Source organism: Sphingobacterium sp. E70 (assembly GCF_019285695.1).
Taxonomy (GTDB): domain Bacteria; phylum Bacteroidota; class Bacteroidia; order Sphingobacteriales; family Sphingobacteriaceae; genus Sphingobacterium; species Sphingobacterium detergens.
In genome coordinates this window covers 4,809,475-4,825,020 of sequence record NZ_CP079104.1, presented here as the reverse complement: position 1 = coordinate 4,825,020, position 15,546 = coordinate 4,809,475, and the positions used below count along the sequence as shown (strand labels likewise).

Here is a 15,546-nt window from a genome sequence, read left to right as displayed (position 1 = left end):
TTCCACACATTGTATCTGGAAAATTATTTCTAAGCCGCTACAGCCTCCATTGATGGAGTCAAGCATTAACTGACTTACTTCGTTGGCGGTTGATATAGGGCCTGATGGGCAGTATTTAATTCCGCTTCAGGCATTTTTACCACCTTACGATCATAAGTCATTAAACCATTGGTTTCCACCTCCACATCTGTGGTCTGTGTATAAACTGCAGCTGACAATCCCATTGGAATTAATCGCGTCAGATCACGGATGAGTTGCTTATATCGTTCGAGAAGTTCGGTTTTATTTTTAAAGCTCTGGTAGCCCCAGTTATCCTTTTGCTGCCAGGAATGACCATCTATGGGCAGCCCCAGTCCACCAAATTCGCCCAGTGCCAGCACCTGGTTTGCACCAAATATTTTTGGATCCGGCATCGCTGCATCCGGGTAATTGTGTATATCCAGTATATGACCTGTTTCCATAAAATTACCACCACTGGCACTGTTTACCAATCGGGAAGGATCATTGGCCATTGTCCATTCGGTAATCTCCTTTGTCTTAAACTGACCCCAGGCTTCATTAAAAGGTACCCAGATCACAATGCTCGGGTAATTGTGCAGCACGTCCATGATGGTCTTCCATTCTTTTCTGTAGTATCCTTCTGACTCCTGCGAACGTGCTTTATCCCGATTTCCACCTGATATTTTCCCAGGTTGCATATCCCAATGATTTCCTCCCAGGTCACCACTTGGCATATCCTGCCACACAAGCATACCGATACTATCACAATAACGATACCAGCGTGCGGGTTCAACTTTAATATGCTTACGGATCATATTGAAACCCATTTCTTTTGTCTTGATCACATCAAATTTTAAAGCTTCATCCGTAGGGGCTGTATGCAAGCCATCAGGCCACCAGCCCTGATCAAGTGGTCCATATTGAAAGGTAAACTTGTTGTTCAACAGCATGCGTTGTATCCCCTTTTCGTCTTTTTCCATTGAAATCTTACGCATGGCAAAATAGCTTTTTGCTTGATCAATGACCTTACCCTTGCGAAGTAACTGAATTTCCAGGTCATAAAGTTTTGGATTACTCGGTGACCAGGCTTCCAAATTTGGGACAGAAAGTTCAAAATCTGCATTTGGTTGCCCCACTTGTTCTTTAATAACTTGCGTTCCATTTAATGCGCGAACTTTGATTTCATCCCCGCTTGACTCCCCGCTACTGTGGCCTGAAAAGCAAGTACACCTTCATCTAATCTTGGTGTCTGTTTTGTTTTCACAATGTAAGACTTTGGTACGCTCTCTAACCATACCGTTTGCCATATCCCTGTAACCGGTGTATACCAGATACCATTGGGACGGTTAACCTGTTTACCGCGCGGTTGTGGTCCATCATCGGTAGGATCCCATACGCGAAGAGCAATTTCCTGCTTGGCTCCTTTTTTGAGATAAGAGGTCACATCCATCGTAAAAGGATCGAAACCACCTTCATGTCTTCCGACCAATTGATTATTTACATAGACATCACATTGCCAATCCACCGCTCCAAAATGGAGCAACACATTGTTTTTGTTGACAGACTTGTCCAAAGTAACCGTATTCGTATACCAAAGGGCTTTATCCTTGCCAACGTCCTTACCTACCCCAGAAAGTGCCGATTCTATAGCATAAGGAACCAAGATACTTCCATCCCACTGTTGAGGAATTTCTTTTGTATTTACTGGGGTAATGGCATATTTCCATAAGCCGTTTAAATTTTGCCAGTTATTGGTTCTCACCAGTTGCGGTCTTGGGTATTCTGGATGGGGCTTCTGTGCTGTTACCTTTTCACCCCAAGGAGTCAGAATGTGTGAACCAACAGGTTTCCATTCCTGCGCAAAATTCAGTTGAGCAGCCATCATCAGACTGGCAAAAATAAGGTTTTCTTCATCATAAAAATCGTTATGTCATTTATATCTTTAATTACTTTACTGTCGGAAACGCCGCAATACGTAAGCGGGCGGCACCCATAGGAATCAATTCTACTTCCTGTACCGCAGCTTGACTCGCTACAGGGCTCAATGGCAATACCCTGTCAATCCATTTTCATCTATTTTCCAACCATCAATTTTTTTGCTTTGACCATAATGGAAATCGGTACTGCGTCCGCTTCGAATGGGAAGGCATCTTTAGGCCAAGCCCGCTTGACCACCTTCAATTGATCCGGTGCTGTTAACTGATTTTGAACAAGACCATAATTCCAATCACTTGCCGGAAGGATCTCATAGGAAGGCCATTTTGTCGGATCAGCTGTTTCCTGCCATTTTGAGTCTCCAATGGCAGAAGCTTTACTATCCTTCTGCACATAATTCTCCTTGATTTTCAAAGCGTAGGTCAATGGTCCCCTCTGGATACTCACCGCATTTTTATTCGCTGTCCAGGTATTCAATACAATGGACATCGGCAGCGAAAGTTCAACCTGATCGTTATCTTTCCATTTTCGATCAATCCGGATATACTTTGCCCCCGATTCAACCTTTTCTGTCTTTCCATTAATTTTGATCTGCGCCTGTTTTGCCCAAGCCGGAATCCGCAAGTAAAATGGGAAATCAATTGTCTTTCCGTTTGTTCCGATGACAAAGCGAATAGCTTCTTCAAATGGATAATTAGAGCTTTGTTGAATTCGGATCTTTTGATTATTTCCGACCTTAATATCTGCATTGGAAGCTGCATATAATACCGCCGCAACACCATTATCGTTTGTTGCCATATAGAGATGCTCCGCATAATACGGCCATCCCTGACTATGGTTGTGCTGGCAACAACGTGAACTAAAGGGATTCATCATCAAAAATGGACCATTGTTATCAATGCCCGGAGCATGATTGTGGCTATCGCTAATGGTCATATTGGGGCTAGTGATATAACGTAGTGCCTTAAAATCTGCTGTTACTGCTGCAGGATATGTATTGAAGGCCACATCTTCGGCATGATCAGCCCAAAAGGATCTCCTGTTATTCCCAGCAGGATCTCATTGGAAGCCATTTGTTCAACCATGCCACAGGTTTCGACGCCCTGCCGCGGGTCTGTATACCCTGGACGGGCATTTTCATCAGCACCAAACATGCCACCCGGCACCTGACCGAATACCTGTCTGACAAAGTGAAAATTAGCATAGGTCGCCTTCAGGTCGTCACTTGATTGGCTCTTAAGGTAGTAGGTAGCCGGCTCCCTGAAACACTGTGCGATATTGACATTGTGCCAATTGGGTAAATCATTCTTTTGTCGCCAATTTGCTGTATTGCGATGAATTTTATCGGCCAAATCCATTAGCCATTCATTCCCTTGTGTCCTATTATAAAGCCAATAGACTGACAATAAATTATCTCCACCACGACTGTTCTCCCAATAATCTTTTAGAAAAAAACTATCAGGTAGACTTGCCTGCCACTTAAAATAATTGGTCATTAAGGTCAGAACACGTGGATCAGCGCTATATTCGTAATACGATTGCAAACACCAAAGCATAATCATATTACCCCATAAATCCGGTTTATTGTTACGTAGCATCAAGGGCCCAAAGTAACCATCCGGACGTTGGCTTTTAATTGCTGCTTCCAACCATATTTTTGATTCAGCTATTATTTTGGAATCTTTCAGAATATAGCCCAGGTTTGCATAACCTTTCAACCAATAGGGAACTTCTTCCCAGCCGTAGTCTCCTTTTCCATCCGAACTCAACCAGGCATTGTTTTTTTGGATAACCATGCGCTAATCTCTCCCAAATGTCCCGTAAGGCCATTTTTCTGTAATTCCAAATATTTCCCCAACCAACCTTGAGGAACAATGCTACCCACAGGTAGTTTCAGCAGCGCATTCTGTTTTAATGGTAAACGGTTATTAATATAGTTTAAATTCTTCCCTTCAACCGGTAGCTGATCAACAGCGATTACGGCATTGTTTTGCGCTGAACTTAGAAAACAAATTCCAATTAAATAAGATAATAGGCCTATTTTTTTGTCATTATTGGCTTGATTAGTTTTATAACTGATTACCCAAAATTAAACTTTAATCAATGAGTTAGATGATTGATTTTTCTCAAAACACTGCCTATTTGTATCAATAGAAGAAAGCACATCTCTATCGAGATGTACTTCCAAAACCAATCATTATTAATATGTATTATTTTACCGAAAAACGATACAGGGATTTCGTTTGATAGACTTGTCCAGGACTTACAACTGTCGTTGGAAAGTTGGGTTGATTTGGTGCATCTGGAAAATGCTGTGGTTCGAGACAGAAAGCTGTTCGGAATGAATCCTTTTCCCGTTTTTCAACTGCACTTGCTCATTCATAAAATTGCCACTATAGAATTGGATCCCCGGTTCATTCGTCAAGATATCCATAACAATACCGGATTTATCACCTACAACATGTGCGGCTTTATACCATTCACCCTCTTTGTCTTTGTTCAATACAAAATTATGGTCATAACCTTTCCCATAACTGAGTTGCTGATCATTGGTATTGATATCTTTTCCGATCGCCTTGGGCGCAGTAAAATCGAAAGGAGTTCCTTTCACCGCTATCAATTGGCCAGTAGGTATCAATGTACTGTCAACGGGCGTATATTGATTAGCAAACAATTGAAGTTGATGGCCTAGTATTGTACCACTACCCTCTCCATTCAGATTAAAGTAAGCGTGATTTGTTAAGTTAATGACTGTTTTTTTATCTGTTTCGGCACGATAAGCAATCATCAATTCATTATTGTCATTCAGCGAATAGGTAACTTCCATCTGAATATTACCCGAAACCCTTCCTGACCATCCGGCAATGTATAGGTGAAAGTAAGGGATGACTGATCGGCCTTCTTTAAGATCCAATGCGCAAAATGTACGCCCTTAAAACCGCCATGCAATGTATTCGGACCATTATTCACCGCCAATGTATAGCTCTTATCATCCAATTTAAATTTTCCTTTTGCAATCCGATTGCCAAAAGGCCCTACAATTGTTCCGAAAAATGGTTCTTTGGGATTATTGTAATCACTGGCTTTCGCGAATCCCAAAACCACATCACACAATTTCCCCTTATTATCGGGCACCCAAAGGCCAACCAGTCGTGCTCCATAATTTGTAAAATAGGCCTGTACACCATTCTTATTGGTTAATTCGTATAAATAGACTTTTTCGTATCAATCGTTGTGCTAAATGATGAAGTGTCCATCAAGGCTGCGACACTGTCGTTTGGGGTGGTTTTTGAACTATTCGTTTGCTGACAAGACAGGCAACAATAACTAAGTATACCAGCAATACCCAGCAACATCAATTTTCCTTTCATTTGTTATGATTTAATGGTTTATAATCTTTATTGAATGACAAATGTGTTGTTTTATATTTTTATAATTTTATTGGTTACAATACAAATACTAAAATCCTAATTTTTTTATTTTTTTGGGATTAAATTGTTTCAATTTTGAGCTATTTTGTATCAATAACCAAATGATCATGATCAACCTTAAGCCGGTCCGTTTTCTATCTTTCTTGTTGCTGTTTCCTTTTCTGATCCAGGCACAGCCCTATTACTTCAACCATTATCAGATTAATGAGGGGCTTTCAAACAATGCAGTGATCTGTAGTATGCAAGATAGCTATGGATTTCTTTGGTTTGGCACGAAGGATGGCTTAAATCGCTTTGATGGAAATAGTTTCAAACATTTTGATGCCTCGGCTTCTGACAAGAATAGTTTAGAGGCAATAACATTATCTCCCTGAAAGAGGATTTCAAAAAAGAATCTGGATAGGAACCGATCAGGGGATCTATTGTTACAATCCTGTCGACGAACAGTTTAAGTTATTAAGCAAACAGTTTGAGCATGCAGATGTACCCGTTATCATTACGGACCAAAGAAAAAGGATCTGGTTTATATCCAATGGGATGCTTTACTACCACAATCTGATCAACAATGAAATCAAACAGATTACCACATCTGATCTTTATATTACCGCAGTAAGCTGTACAAAAAATGGGACCATCTTCTATGGTACTCCAGAAGGCAAAATCTTCCAGATCAATAGTTCGGATAAGCCCGCACTCCTGTTGGATTTTCAGGTAAAATATGGTTCAAAAGATTGGTTCAGCATAGAAAAAATCACAGAGAACCGCAAAGGGGAACTCATGATCGGCACCTCTAAATCTGGCGTTTATGTTTACGATTTTAAGGAAAAAACTTTAAAATCTATGCTTGGTCCAGAGCGACTAAAGCAATTTCTCTATGTCCGCGATATCCTCCAGCCGAATGATACTGAATATTGGTTTGCGACCGAATCAGGATTATTTATTTATCAAATTGCTGACCAGAGCTTTATCAATATTCAGAAAGAACAGGAAAATCCATGGGGTATTTCCGACAACGCGGTTTACAATATCCTGCAGGACAAAGATCAAGGAATCTGGATCGGTACGTACTTTGGTGGAGTCAACTACTATCACAAGAACAACAGCATTATTGAAAAGTTTTTACCTCAGGACAAACCCGGTAGCTTAAAAGGTTCGGTCGTACGTATCATTACCAAAGACCCGACAGGCAAGGTCTGGATCGGAACCGAAAATGGTGGTTTGTCCAAGCTAGATCCCAGCTCAGGACAGATTCAAAATTTCTCTGAGAAAAGGGAAATCTGGCCAACAATAATATTCATGGCATCCTGCCCTATGACAATAAATTATTGGTCGGAACTTTCGTCAATGGCTTAGATATTTTCGATCCCATACAGGAAAAAGTTGTTTACCATATCGATCGAAATAGTTCCCCTAATCCCGAGTTACAGAGTAATTTTCTCTTTTACCTGTATAAAACTAGGAAGGGCGAAATTTTGGCAGCTTCCACCCGAGGTTTATATCGTTTTGATTTCGCCAAAAAATCCTTTCATTTGATGCGCAACGTTCCGGAATATATGTTTTATACGACCGTGCTTGAAGATAAACAGGGAAATATCTGGCTGGGTACCTGGCGAGATGGCTTATATTGCTATAATCCCAATAATGGAGATCTCAAGCATTATACGCATCAAAAGGACAATCCGAGCTCTCTCCCCAACAACCGCATCAATAGTCTATTTGAAGATTCTAAAAAACAGATCTGGATTGCCACAGAAGGTGGTATGGCAAAAAAACTTCCCACAGGTGAAGGTTTTGAAAAGATTGGTATAAAAGAAGGAATGCCCAGTAATGTGATCTTGGCGATTCTCGAAGACCAGCAAAACAATCTTTGGGTAAGTACTTCCAAAGGGCTCGTCCGTTATCATTTATCGAATGGAAAAAAAGGATTTTCAACCTGGAATCTGGCCTACCTTCCATTCAGTTTAATTACAATTCTGCATTTGACGATGGCGATGGTCGTTTTTACTTTGGAACAATCAATGGTTTGATCCGTTTCGATCCAAAAAACTCAATCAGATCGATTACAATACCCGGATCCCGATCTATGTCACCAACCTTTACATCAATAACAGAGCAATCAATCAGTATACAGACGGGCATATACTTTCGAAATCCATTTTATTTACGGATAAGATTCAATTGAAACATGATGAATCATCGTTTAGTCTCGATGTGGCGGCACTTCATTATCAGGCCCCCATTCTGTTCATTACAGCTATAAGATGGAAGGTCTTGATAACAATTGGGTTGATATCACCGGCAATCAACGGGTGTATTTCACTAAACTCGCACCGGGGAGTTATGTTTTTACCGTCAAAGCTGAAGATCCCAATGGAAATGTCATCCCCACTGCTGCAAGTCTTAAAATTGTTATTCTGCCGCCTATTTGGGCAAGCATACCAGCGTATATCTGCTATACGCTCATTCTCATTGGCCTGATTATATTTATTATTTATCATTTTAATGAAAAGATAAAACAACGTAACCGCCAACATTTGCTTACGGTGCAGAATCTTCGGGAACAGGAGCTCTATCGGGCAAAAATCAATTTTTATACGGATGTAGTGCATGAGATACGTACACCATTAACATTGATTAAAGCACCTTTGGAAAAACTCATGAACAAAGTCGAACACAATCCCGTAACAGATAAGCTGCTTTTGACCATGCAGAACAATACGGAAAAACTAATTGCACTCAGCAATGAGTTGCTGGATTTTAGACAGGTCGAAACCGAGGGTTTTAAATTACATTTTGAGCTGGCAAATATTAGCCAGACGGTGCAAAAAATCAGCAACGATTTTGGTGTCACTATCCAAGCGCAAGGGAAGAGTATGCAGGTTTTAATCACGCCTGATATCATTGGTTCGGTTGCGATAGATGCTTTTGAAAAGATCTGTTATAACTTGTTCAATAATGCCCTAAAGTACTCATCAAAGGTCATTGAAGTGAATTTAGAGCTGGATAAACAGAAAAATATTGCTATATTGACGGTGAAAAACGACGGTGCATTAATTCCTTCGGAGGAAAGGGAAAGAATTTTCGAACCATTCAATCGCTTAAAACAAAACAAGAACATTCCAGGCAGTGGTTTAGGCCTGGCGTTAACCAGATCCCTGGTTTTAAAACATCAGGGCAGTTTAGTGTATGATGTTGAAAATTTTCATTGGAATGTATTCCGCTTAACTTTACCACTAAACCACAACTCAAACCAATAATTATGAATGCAAAAGCCAATTTATTAGTGGTAGATGACCATGCTGAATTACTTGAATTTATTGCAGATGACCTCAATGAGGATTACCATATCACCACAAGTACAAATGGAAATGAGGCCTTGGATCTACTTGCATCTGAATACTTTGATTTGATCATCAGTGACGTGATGATGCCCGAAATGGATGGCTATGAACTCTGCCAAAAATTAAAGAAAACATCGCTTACGCACATATTCCTGTTATTCTATTAACAGCAAAAAACAGTATAGAATCAAAGATTCAAGGCCTGGAATATGGTGCTGATGCATATATCGAAAAACCTTTTTCGCCCGCATTTCTACGGGCACAAATTGCCAGCTTGCTGAAAAATAGGATTAAAGTCAAGGAATTTTTCATCAAGAATCCGATGTCTCAAATCCAGCAAATCGGACAGAACCAAAACGATCAGGATTTCCTGCTCAGGATAGAGGAAATCATTATGCAACATTTGGATGACCCGCAATTTAATGTCGATAGAATGGCGGATATACTCTGCATGAGTAGACCAACACTGTATCGAAAAATCAATATGGTGTCGAGCCTCTCTCCAAATGAACTAATCAATCTGACCAGGCTTCGGAAAGCGGCGGAACTGCTTAGTTTACGACAATATAAAGTCTACGAAATTTCCAATTTATTAGGCTATAGTTCGGCAACACATTTTTCCCGAAATTTCCAAAAACAATTTGGACTCAGCCCGACGGAATTCCAGGAATCGCAATCGAAGTAATATTCTTTTCGGATGGTAGCTTCGGTTAGAATCGCGATTTCCGTTAAACATGTACTCATCTTCGAACTGAAAATTTAACCGCGGATCATTGTAGCTATCTGATTGAAACAATCGCAAAGAACCTGACTTGAAACAGCTTCATACTGGTATTCTGAATTCAGTTATCCACAAAAAAACCAGATTCTCTCGAATCTGGTTTTTTGCTATCTGATACGGCAACTAAGGCTTATTTCGTCCCAAGTTTACCGCATCGTGTTTTATATCCTCCTTTTTATATGGATGGCACAGTCTCTTTCATTATAATAAAATTCAAGCGATCTAATATGCTACCATTTGATATCCACGTATACACCCTCGGGGCTATTTTCAAATTCCAGCAGATAGGTTTTTGTTTTCGTATCCCAATTTGCTTCTGCAAAACTTCCTTTTATCCACGACAAGGCTCTTTGGTTTGCCGGGTAATAATATCCGTGAAATGTTTGTGGTATTGATCGGGCTTTTAGCCGTAAATGAGTATTGATGGCCCGTCGATTTTTCATCGTAAATACGACTTGCCGATGCCAATACCTGCGGCTTTTGTTTATTTGCTACATGATCTATATTGACAAACAGGCACTGTTCATTCGGTTGGATATTTTTCGAGGTAACAATTGGTAGAGTCGGATCAAAAAGATCGATTAAATTCCCTTAACCTGATAAGGCTGATTGCTCACACTCTCATCCAATACAGCGATCAGGTCATAGATACCCCTTGTCAATGTAAAATAGTTTTTAAATTGAAGTTTCCCAGATTTGCTCCTAGCATCGTAAAGACTTTTAGTCAGATCCAACAGTTTCTGACTGTTGTTCGGCTTGACAACAAATTCTTTGGGATCTGAACGCAAAACATAGAAAGTACCTTTTCCGTAGCTATATTGCCCCTCCTTAGCCATCCCATCCCGCAAGCCCATTTTTTCAAATAAATGATCTGATGGTCTTTGATATTGGTTGCCATTTGTATTCCACCATTCCTGGACGGATTGAAAGGGATCGAGATCCGTCGCACAATATATAAGTACGCCCCATTTTTTACCCAGTCCGCAAGATATTGATGGGCCTCGGGAGCTAAGGGCTTCATATTGGAATACGACATCAACAGCACCTTTGTCTCAGCTAAGGCATTCTTGACAGCCAAATTCTCCAGATGAACTGTTTTAACGGGAACACCGCGTTTTAAGAAAGGAAGAGCAAGTCCGTAAAAATTGGCCAATTGTGGATCGTCGTATCCGGCATGTGTCGGAAAACGTTGAAACATCAGTGAATTTGCCACCAGAATGCTGATCCCTGTCGATCCGGACACTTTACTGGTGGTTTTGGGCATGCTATTCAGACTATTGATCATCACCTGCATCTGGGTCGAATAATGCCGCGGTATTTTTTCCTTTGGTCACTCTTGGCGCTTGTTTTATACAATCCTTCATAGATTCGTTCGGGCCAGGGCATGACTTCATAATCGGCAATATTCGGATATAAAAGTTGCGCGGTAAAAGTCGCCTGATAGTTTTTCTTGTAATCTGCCCAGTCACGAGGCCAATCTTCGATCGGGTCCGTCAGAAAAAACATCTTTCTTCCGGTCGGTGCAGTCATGGATTCCATTGCGCCGTACTCTAAAAATGCTGTTTCGAAAACCCGTTCTTTCGCCACACCATTAAAATAATTGGGTTCACGTGAAGTCCCCGTCCATACCTGTGCGATATATCCATCGACACAGGGTAGCGAGGCCAAGCTTGCCTCAGGACTGACAATCATCCATTGTGAATAATTGATCAACGAATGTGTGGGCACATAACATTTTACATCCATCCCTTTGGTTTTCCCATAAGATTTGGCGTAAGTAAAGACTTCATTCAGTGCATTGAGGTACAAAGCGTACTTTAATTTATTGGATAAGTAGGTATTCTCAGGCGATTCGTGCTGTGGGCGCCAATCAAAACCGTAATACTTTTTCCATTCCTTCTTAAATGATTCGCTATAACCTGCCCTTGCCCAGAATTCGGGTTCCTCCATAAAAATGGCATCAATCCCCGCATCAATAACACGTTTGACATGCATCTCCTTGATGTATTTCAAATAATTTTCAGTAGGGACAATATAGGGAACCATGTGACCATGCCAGATGGTATCACCTTTTACATCAACTTGTCCCTCATCCAGGTGCATTTTCCATCCCATTTTCCCGTAAAATAATCCTGATACTCCCCCAGGCAATACCCGTCATAAAATGCGTAATATATCCCCTATCACGCCAGGATTTTACCCGTTCTTCAAACGGAATTTTCGGGATTTGTCGGAAGGATTTCCCCGGTTCCATATATCATGACAGCATCTGCACGGTTGTCAATTGTCGGACGCCACTCTCGGGAGCTCTGAAAGGTCGTCTTTACAGGATCTCCTTTTTGGGCGGTCGCTGTGAGTGCTGCCAGCAACAATAAGGCGAGTATATTCGTTTTTATCATAATCTATTGTTTATTTTTCACTTAGAAATAATTATTGATTGAGCATCTGTAATTGTTATTTTAAATAAGCGGGTTGGTTCCTTTTATGATTTGCTCAAATGGAACCGTCCTTATTTAAGATTCATTTTCATCCATGAGAGCTTAAACAGGACGGTTCAACATGTGTATTGATTTTCTTATGGGATATCTACTCGTTTGGCTTCATTGTAGTTCCATCTACGATTGCCCGTTCCACGCGGAGTATCATAGTTGATACGGGAGGCTGCACGAACAAAGACCGTACGTCCCTTCGGAATTTCACCAGTAGACACTATATCAATAACCTGCCCTAACTTTGTCTTGAAGCTATCGCCGTTGTATTCGATTTTGCTCGACCAGCGTTCATCTCGTGCACGATATCCAACCGTGGCGGAATAGCTAACAAAGAGCTGTATATCTGTAACATTTAAAAAATCTGGATTGTAATTTCCTAGTGGCTCGATCTTATCACGAAAAAACTGCTCAGTTACAGCACGGGTGACCTTGACTTTCGCTTTTATCTTTCCATTTTCAACAACTGGATCGCCAACCCATTCCACTTTAAGAAAGGGGTGAACTTCCATTTTTATTTCATGTGAACCATTCAGCTCCATATTTTTGCTATCGTCTGACAGTACCTTACCGTCTCCGTCTGTGCGTACCAAAGGGATAAATGGGCCATCAACGGTGATATTATAATTTCCCTTAAACAGTTTAGTATTTTGGAATGTTCCGTCAGGCATGCAATAGAAGTCAGGATTGTGTTCCACATTATCTCCCCAACTAAGCTCGGTCAATCGAACGCGGATGCCTTCACTACCCTGATCGGTCAATACCGGTGCACCCGTTTGTGCGTCGACGACTATGCCTTTCAATTCCACGGCGGGGCCTCATAGTTATCTGCCTCAAAAAGACTACACGAACTCAACATACATAGTATACCCAGTGCGCTTAAAATGCTATTTTCATTTTTTATACGTTTAGTGGTGGCTTAGACTTTTAGAATTTAGTTCCACCAGTTATTGCTTTATTAAATTTCACTCCTTCCCGACAAGTTGTGCTGGAACATGAACATGCTCAGCACAATTTCTTGACTATCGATTAGGCTGCTGATCTATTTTTGGACTTTTAGCCACCTCGTCACCTGGTATTTCAAAATAATAGTCTACAGGTGTGTACCGAAACGTTTTGGTACTTACCCATTGAAACCGTGCATCAAAGAAATATTTCCCTGTTGCTGTGGAAAAAAAACGGATACAATCCTCTGAACCTAAAGTTCTCGTTGTTACTGTATAGATTTTTATCCTTTTGTGTTCCCCAGAAACCGTCCCGGCCTTCAAAATGCAGCACGCGCCAGCGACGTAAATCCCATTTCGCCTTATGTTCAAATGCTAGTTCCTTACGACGCTCTCTCCGAACAATATCTCGGCCTGTATTATCTCCTGAAATCGTGCCTGCTAAAAGATCTGCTCCTGCCCGTGTACGAATTTCATTGACCGCGGTGGTCGCCGTTTGCAGCAGGTCGCTTCCATCCGCCGGACTAGCGCCCAACATTTTGAGTTCAACGGCTGCTTCGGCGGCATTCAATAATACCTCCGCGTAACGCATCAAAATAAAAGGTTGGTCAGATTTTCCTTCTCCAACTTCTTTGGCTGGATTTGTATTGAGCCATTTACGTACATAAAAGCCTGTTAGGGTTGCTTCACCATTATCAAAGAATGGTCCTTCGTTGCCAGCGGCATTCATTTTTGTCCATTGTAATCCACTGTTTGTTGTCCGCTACCATCTCTTGGGCTCAGATACAAGGTTTTTGGTGATCCTGTGTAGGCCCCCAACTGTTGATAGCGCGTGTCAGCTGTTGCATAGGAATAATCTGTAAATAGAGGCTTTACAGGAGTTTGACCAGTATAAACCCCTGCTCGTATATCCATTTTCTTTGCTTGAAGATATCATCCGGAAAAATAACATAGGCACGTAATCTAGGCTCCGCATTTTTAAAGAAATCCATTGGTTTGTCGTACAGCTTATATTCCCCTTCCCTGTTGCTTTGTCCAGTAGTCACTTTGACTGTTCCATCCGGATACTTGTCAAATCCATCAAACAATTCCATAAAATCTACTGTCGGGCAGGTACCTGCCGAAAGTGGAGATCTAAACGTGAAAGGTGAACTAAAGGCATCAAAACTATGTGTCAACGTTGGATAGACATATTCTTTGACATAGATATTTTCAGGACTACTGAGGTCACTAAACATATCCACCATATTTTGATATTGTGCCTCCTTATCGTTCGCTGCCCATTTCTTTTTATAAAGTGAATAGCCCCTGCTGTCATCACCTGCCGTGCAGCCGAATAAGCTTCTGCAAAATACTTCTGTGATGCTGCCTTTGCTGTGCTGGCGTCAAATCCGATGACACGGACACCAGTTTTACGGCCTAGTCCTGTCAAGCGACCAGAAACAGTTTCGTTGTATTTGGCCACACTTCCTGCGTAGAGCATCGCTTCGGATTTAAAAGAAAGGGCTACGAACTTGTTGGAATAGCCAGATTTAGGGCCCTTTGGAAGCATTAATTTGATTGCTTCATCATAATCTTTCAAGATCTGGTTCCAGGTATCTTCTTCACTCGAACGGGGTATCTCCAAGTTTTCCAATGTATTCGGGTATTGTAGTTCCTTGGTCACCAAGGAATTCCCCCAAAACGTCTAGCCATCGCATAAAATACGGTCGCCCGAACGTAATATCCTTCGCCCAGATAATGATTATAAAGTTCTTCTGAAAATTTATCCTTGTAATTGGGCAGGGTTTCAATTAGATGATTTGCATCGCGAAGTAATTCGAATGCTCTTCCCCAATAAGCAGTCCTTTCACCTGTAAAAGAGGTGCTGATACCATCCCTGGTCACAGCTTCACCGGTTCCTTCAATGCCAATGGCAGCCAGCCAGCTGTTGAATTCAATCCCCCATTGTGCCATGTATTTGAAATCTTCAAAAGGCATTAAACTGTACATCCTGGCCATATAAATATCCATACCAGCGGGTGTATTCAATAGGTCTTGGTCCGTTACAATATTTTTAGGTGTAATATCTAGATCAGCGCAACCTGTAAGTCCGATTGAGCCAACTAATGATAGTATAATGAGTATTTTTTTCATTGTAATATTTTTTTAGTGAATGCTAAAAAGTAAGTGATAAACCCAGTGAATAAGTCTTGTTCAATGGATACATACGACCTAGGTTATCATCAGGATGCTCAGGGTCTACAAATCGTACACCTGTAATCGTGAATAAATTATAGGCATTGGCATAAACTCGGAGACGCATGGATGACGAAGGTTTTAAATTTGAAAAGGTATAGCCCATTTCTATACTTTTTAAGCGTAAATAGGATGTACTCACCCGATTGAATTCAGAATTTGATTTCGGGTATCTACCTGTAAAACCATAGTAGCCTTTCACCCATTCTGTCGCCGGATCGTAGGGATCAGCGGAAGGATTCACAGGATGCCAGCGATCAAGATACTGCTCTAACGTTCCACCACCATTGGATCCCCAGATCGCATAAAGTGGTTCTTTATATTCCATCGAACCCAACGCCGATCCCTGAAACAATATATTCATATCGAAATTCTTGTAAGCGGTTT

19 protein-coding genes and 5 pseudogenes are annotated in these 15,546 nt (G+C 41.1%); 7 read left to right on the top strand and 17 right to left on the bottom strand.

What is annotated here, in order from left to right:
- Window positions 1-74 precede the first annotated feature (74 nt).
- The 6 genes and pseudogenes from KUH03_RS34425 to KUH03_RS34410 form a co-directional block, all read right to left on the bottom strand.
- The gene (locus tag KUH03_RS34425; protein WP_257088954.1) at window positions 75-1,136 is read right to left on the bottom strand and encodes a glycoside hydrolase family 2 TIM barrel-domain containing protein; all 1,062 of its coding nucleotides are present in this window, start codon (window positions 1,134-1,136) and stop codon (window positions 75-77) included.
- A gap of 26 nt (window positions 1,137-1,162) precedes the next feature.
- Window positions 1,163-1,885 (bottom strand): sugar-binding domain-containing protein, encoded by a 723-nt coding sequence (locus tag KUH03_RS34420; protein ID WP_257088952.1) that lies wholly within the window; start codon window positions 1,883-1,885, stop codon window positions 1,163-1,165.
- Window positions 1,886-2,073: 188 nt separating this feature from the next.
- Complete coding sequence (locus KUH03_RS49640; protein WP_373564877.1) at window positions 2,074-2,733, bottom strand: hypothetical protein; 660 nt, start codon at window positions 2,731-2,733, stop codon at window positions 2,074-2,076.
- 72 nt (window positions 2,734-2,805) lie between these two features.
- A pseudogene (locus KUH03_RS49635) lies at window positions 2,806-3,731 on the bottom strand (beta-L-arabinofuranosidase domain-containing protein); the annotation flags it as partial.
- Between the two features lie 414 nt (window positions 3,732-4,145).
- A pseudogene (locus KUH03_RS49630) lies at window positions 4,146-4,223 on the bottom strand (hypothetical protein); the annotation flags it as partial.
- A pseudogene (locus KUH03_RS34410) lies at window positions 4,199-5,085 on the bottom strand (aldose epimerase family protein). The pseudogenes KUH03_RS34410 and KUH03_RS49630, both read right to left, overlap by 25 nt.
- Before the next feature lie 388 nt (window positions 5,086-5,473).
- Here KUH03_RS34410 and KUH03_RS34405 point away from each other — a divergent pair.
- The 7 genes and pseudogenes from KUH03_RS34405 (at window position 5,474) to KUH03_RS34375 (ending at window position 9,392) form a co-directional block, all read left to right on the top strand.
- The gene (locus tag KUH03_RS34405; RefSeq protein ID WP_257088950.1) at window positions 5,474-5,740 is read left to right on the top strand and encodes a two-component regulator propeller domain-containing protein; all 267 of its coding nucleotides are present in this window, start codon (window positions 5,474-5,476) and stop codon (window positions 5,738-5,740) included.
- A 163-nt stretch (window positions 5,741-5,903) separates the two neighbouring features.
- Window positions 5,904-6,719 carry a two-component regulator propeller domain-containing protein gene (locus tag KUH03_RS34400; protein ID WP_257088948.1) on the top strand — a complete coding sequence of 272 codons (816 nt, stop codon included), beginning with the start codon at window positions 5,904-5,906 and terminating at the stop codon, window positions 6,717-6,719.
- Window positions 6,692-7,393, top strand: coding sequence for a two-component regulator propeller domain-containing protein (locus tag KUH03_RS34395; protein WP_257088947.1), 702 nt, complete (start codon window positions 6,692-6,694; stop codon window positions 7,391-7,393). Before KUH03_RS34400 ends, KUH03_RS34395 begins: the two co-directional genes overlap by 28 nt.
- Before the next feature lie 213 nt (window positions 7,394-7,606).
- Window positions 7,607-8,128: pseudogene (locus KUH03_RS34390) on the top strand (triple tyrosine motif-containing protein); the annotation flags it as partial.
- 111 nt (window positions 8,129-8,239) lie between these two features.
- Window positions 8,240-8,623, top strand: a complete 384-nt coding sequence (locus tag KUH03_RS34385; RefSeq protein ID WP_257097608.1) for a sensor histidine kinase KdpD — start codon at window positions 8,240-8,242, stop codon at window positions 8,621-8,623.
- A gap of 2 nt (window positions 8,624-8,625) precedes the next feature.
- Window positions 8,626-8,915 (top strand): annotated as a pseudogene (locus KUH03_RS34380) (response regulator); the annotation flags it as partial.
- Between the two features lie 66 nt (window positions 8,916-8,981).
- Complete coding sequence (locus tag KUH03_RS34375; protein WP_257088943.1) at window positions 8,982-9,392, top strand: AraC family transcriptional regulator; 411 nt, start codon at window positions 8,982-8,984, stop codon at window positions 9,390-9,392.
- 326 nt (window positions 9,393-9,718) lie between these two features.
- Here KUH03_RS34375 and KUH03_RS34370 read toward each other — a convergent pair whose 3' ends face one another.
- From KUH03_RS34370 to KUH03_RS34320, 11 genes are all read right to left on the bottom strand, one after another.
- Complete coding sequence (locus KUH03_RS34370) at window positions 9,719-9,931, bottom strand: hypothetical protein (protein WP_257088941.1); 213 nt, start codon at window positions 9,929-9,931, stop codon at window positions 9,719-9,721.
- Window positions 9,932-10,069: 138 nt separating this feature from the next.
- Window positions 10,070-10,222, bottom strand: a complete 153-nt coding sequence (locus tag KUH03_RS34365; RefSeq protein ID WP_257088939.1) for a hypothetical protein — start codon at window positions 10,220-10,222, stop codon at window positions 10,070-10,072.
- On the bottom strand, window positions 10,213-10,776 hold the full coding sequence (locus KUH03_RS34360; RefSeq protein ID WP_257088937.1) for a hypothetical protein: 564 nt from the start codon (window positions 10,774-10,776) through the stop codon (window positions 10,213-10,215). Before KUH03_RS34360 ends, KUH03_RS34365 begins: the two co-directional genes overlap by 10 nt.
- A complete protein-coding gene (locus tag KUH03_RS34355; RefSeq protein WP_257088935.1) occupies window positions 10,773-11,603 on the bottom strand; it encodes a hypothetical protein in 831 nt (276 codons plus the stop codon). The genes KUH03_RS34360 and KUH03_RS34355 overlap by 4 nt, the downstream gene beginning before the upstream one ends.
- A 92-nt stretch (window positions 11,604-11,695) precedes the next feature.
- Window positions 11,696-11,887: a hypothetical protein gene (locus KUH03_RS34350; protein ID WP_257088933.1), complete on the bottom strand. Its 192-nt coding sequence runs from the start codon at window positions 11,885-11,887 to the stop codon at window positions 11,696-11,698.
- Window positions 11,888-12,063: 176 nt separating this feature from the next.
- Window positions 12,064-12,786, bottom strand: coding sequence for a DUF3823 domain-containing protein (locus KUH03_RS34345; protein ID WP_257088931.1), 723 nt, complete (start codon window positions 12,784-12,786; stop codon window positions 12,064-12,066).
- A gap of 334 nt (window positions 12,787-13,120) precedes the next feature.
- Window positions 13,121-13,651 carry a RagB/SusD family nutrient uptake outer membrane protein gene (locus KUH03_RS34340; protein WP_257088929.1) on the bottom strand — a complete coding sequence of 177 codons (531 nt, stop codon included), beginning with the start codon at window positions 13,649-13,651 and terminating at the stop codon, window positions 13,121-13,123.
- A gap of 142 nt (window positions 13,652-13,793) precedes the next feature.
- The gene (locus KUH03_RS34335; protein ID WP_257088926.1) at window positions 13,794-14,099 is read right to left on the bottom strand and encodes a hypothetical protein; all 306 of its coding nucleotides are present in this window, start codon (window positions 14,097-14,099) and stop codon (window positions 13,794-13,796) included.
- Window positions 14,096-14,587, bottom strand: a complete 492-nt coding sequence (locus KUH03_RS34330; protein WP_257088924.1) for a hypothetical protein — start codon at window positions 14,585-14,587, stop codon at window positions 14,096-14,098. Before KUH03_RS34330 ends, KUH03_RS34335 begins: the two co-directional genes overlap by 4 nt.
- Window positions 14,584-15,057 (bottom strand): RagB/SusD family nutrient uptake outer membrane protein, encoded by a 474-nt coding sequence (locus KUH03_RS34325; protein WP_257088922.1) that lies wholly within the window; start codon window positions 15,055-15,057, stop codon window positions 14,584-14,586. The genes KUH03_RS34330 and KUH03_RS34325 overlap by 4 nt, the downstream gene beginning before the upstream one ends.
- A 22-nt stretch (window positions 15,058-15,079) precedes the next feature.
- Window positions 15,080-15,523 carry a hypothetical protein gene (locus tag KUH03_RS34320; RefSeq protein ID WP_257088919.1) on the bottom strand — a complete coding sequence of 148 codons (444 nt, stop codon included), beginning with the start codon at window positions 15,521-15,523 and terminating at the stop codon, window positions 15,080-15,082.
- Window positions 15,524-15,546 lie beyond the last annotated feature (23 nt).

What these genes read in the sequence shown, in the direction of transcription:
- KUH03_RS34355 (WP_257088935.1), bottom strand. Translation starts at nt 11,603, where the DNA reads ATGGGATGGAAAATGCACCTGGATGAGGGACAAGTTGATGTAAAAGGT.
- KUH03_RS34420 (WP_257088952.1), bottom strand. Translation starts at nt 1,885, where the DNA reads ATGATGGCTGCTCAACTGAATTTTGCGCAGGAATGGAAACCTGTTGGT.
- KUH03_RS34340 (WP_257088929.1), bottom strand. Translation starts at nt 13,651, where the DNA reads ATGAATGCCGCTGGCAACGAAGGACCATTCTTTGATAATGGTGAAGCA.
- KUH03_RS34405 (WP_257088950.1), top strand. Translation starts at nt 5,474, where the DNA reads ATGATCAACCTTAAGCCGGTCCGTTTTCTATCTTTCTTGTTGCTGTTT.
- KUH03_RS34400 (WP_257088948.1), top strand. Translation starts at nt 5,904, where the DNA reads ATGCTTTACTACCACAATCTGATCAACAATGAAATCAAACAGATTACC.
- KUH03_RS34370 (WP_257088941.1), bottom strand. Translation starts at nt 9,931, where the DNA reads ATGAAAAATCGACGGGCCATCAATACTCATTTACGGCTAAAAGCCCGA.
- KUH03_RS34385 (WP_257097608.1), top strand. Translation starts at nt 8,240, where the DNA reads ATGCAGGTTTTAATCACGCCTGATATCATTGGTTCGGTTGCGATAGAT.
- KUH03_RS34350 (WP_257088933.1), bottom strand. Translation starts at nt 11,887, where the DNA reads ATGATAAAAACGAATATACTCGCCTTATTGTTGCTGGCAGCACTCACA.
- KUH03_RS34320 (WP_257088919.1), bottom strand. Translation starts at nt 15,523, where the DNA reads ATGAATATATTGTTTCAGGGATCGGCGTTGGGTTCGATGGAATATAAA.
- KUH03_RS49640 (WP_373564877.1), bottom strand. Translation starts at nt 2,733, where the DNA reads ATGGCAACAAACGATAATGGTGTTGCGGCGGTATTATATGCAGCTTCC.
- KUH03_RS34325 (WP_257088922.1), bottom strand. Translation starts at nt 15,057, where the DNA reads ATGAAAAAAATACTCATTATACTATCATTAGTTGGCTCAATCGGACTT.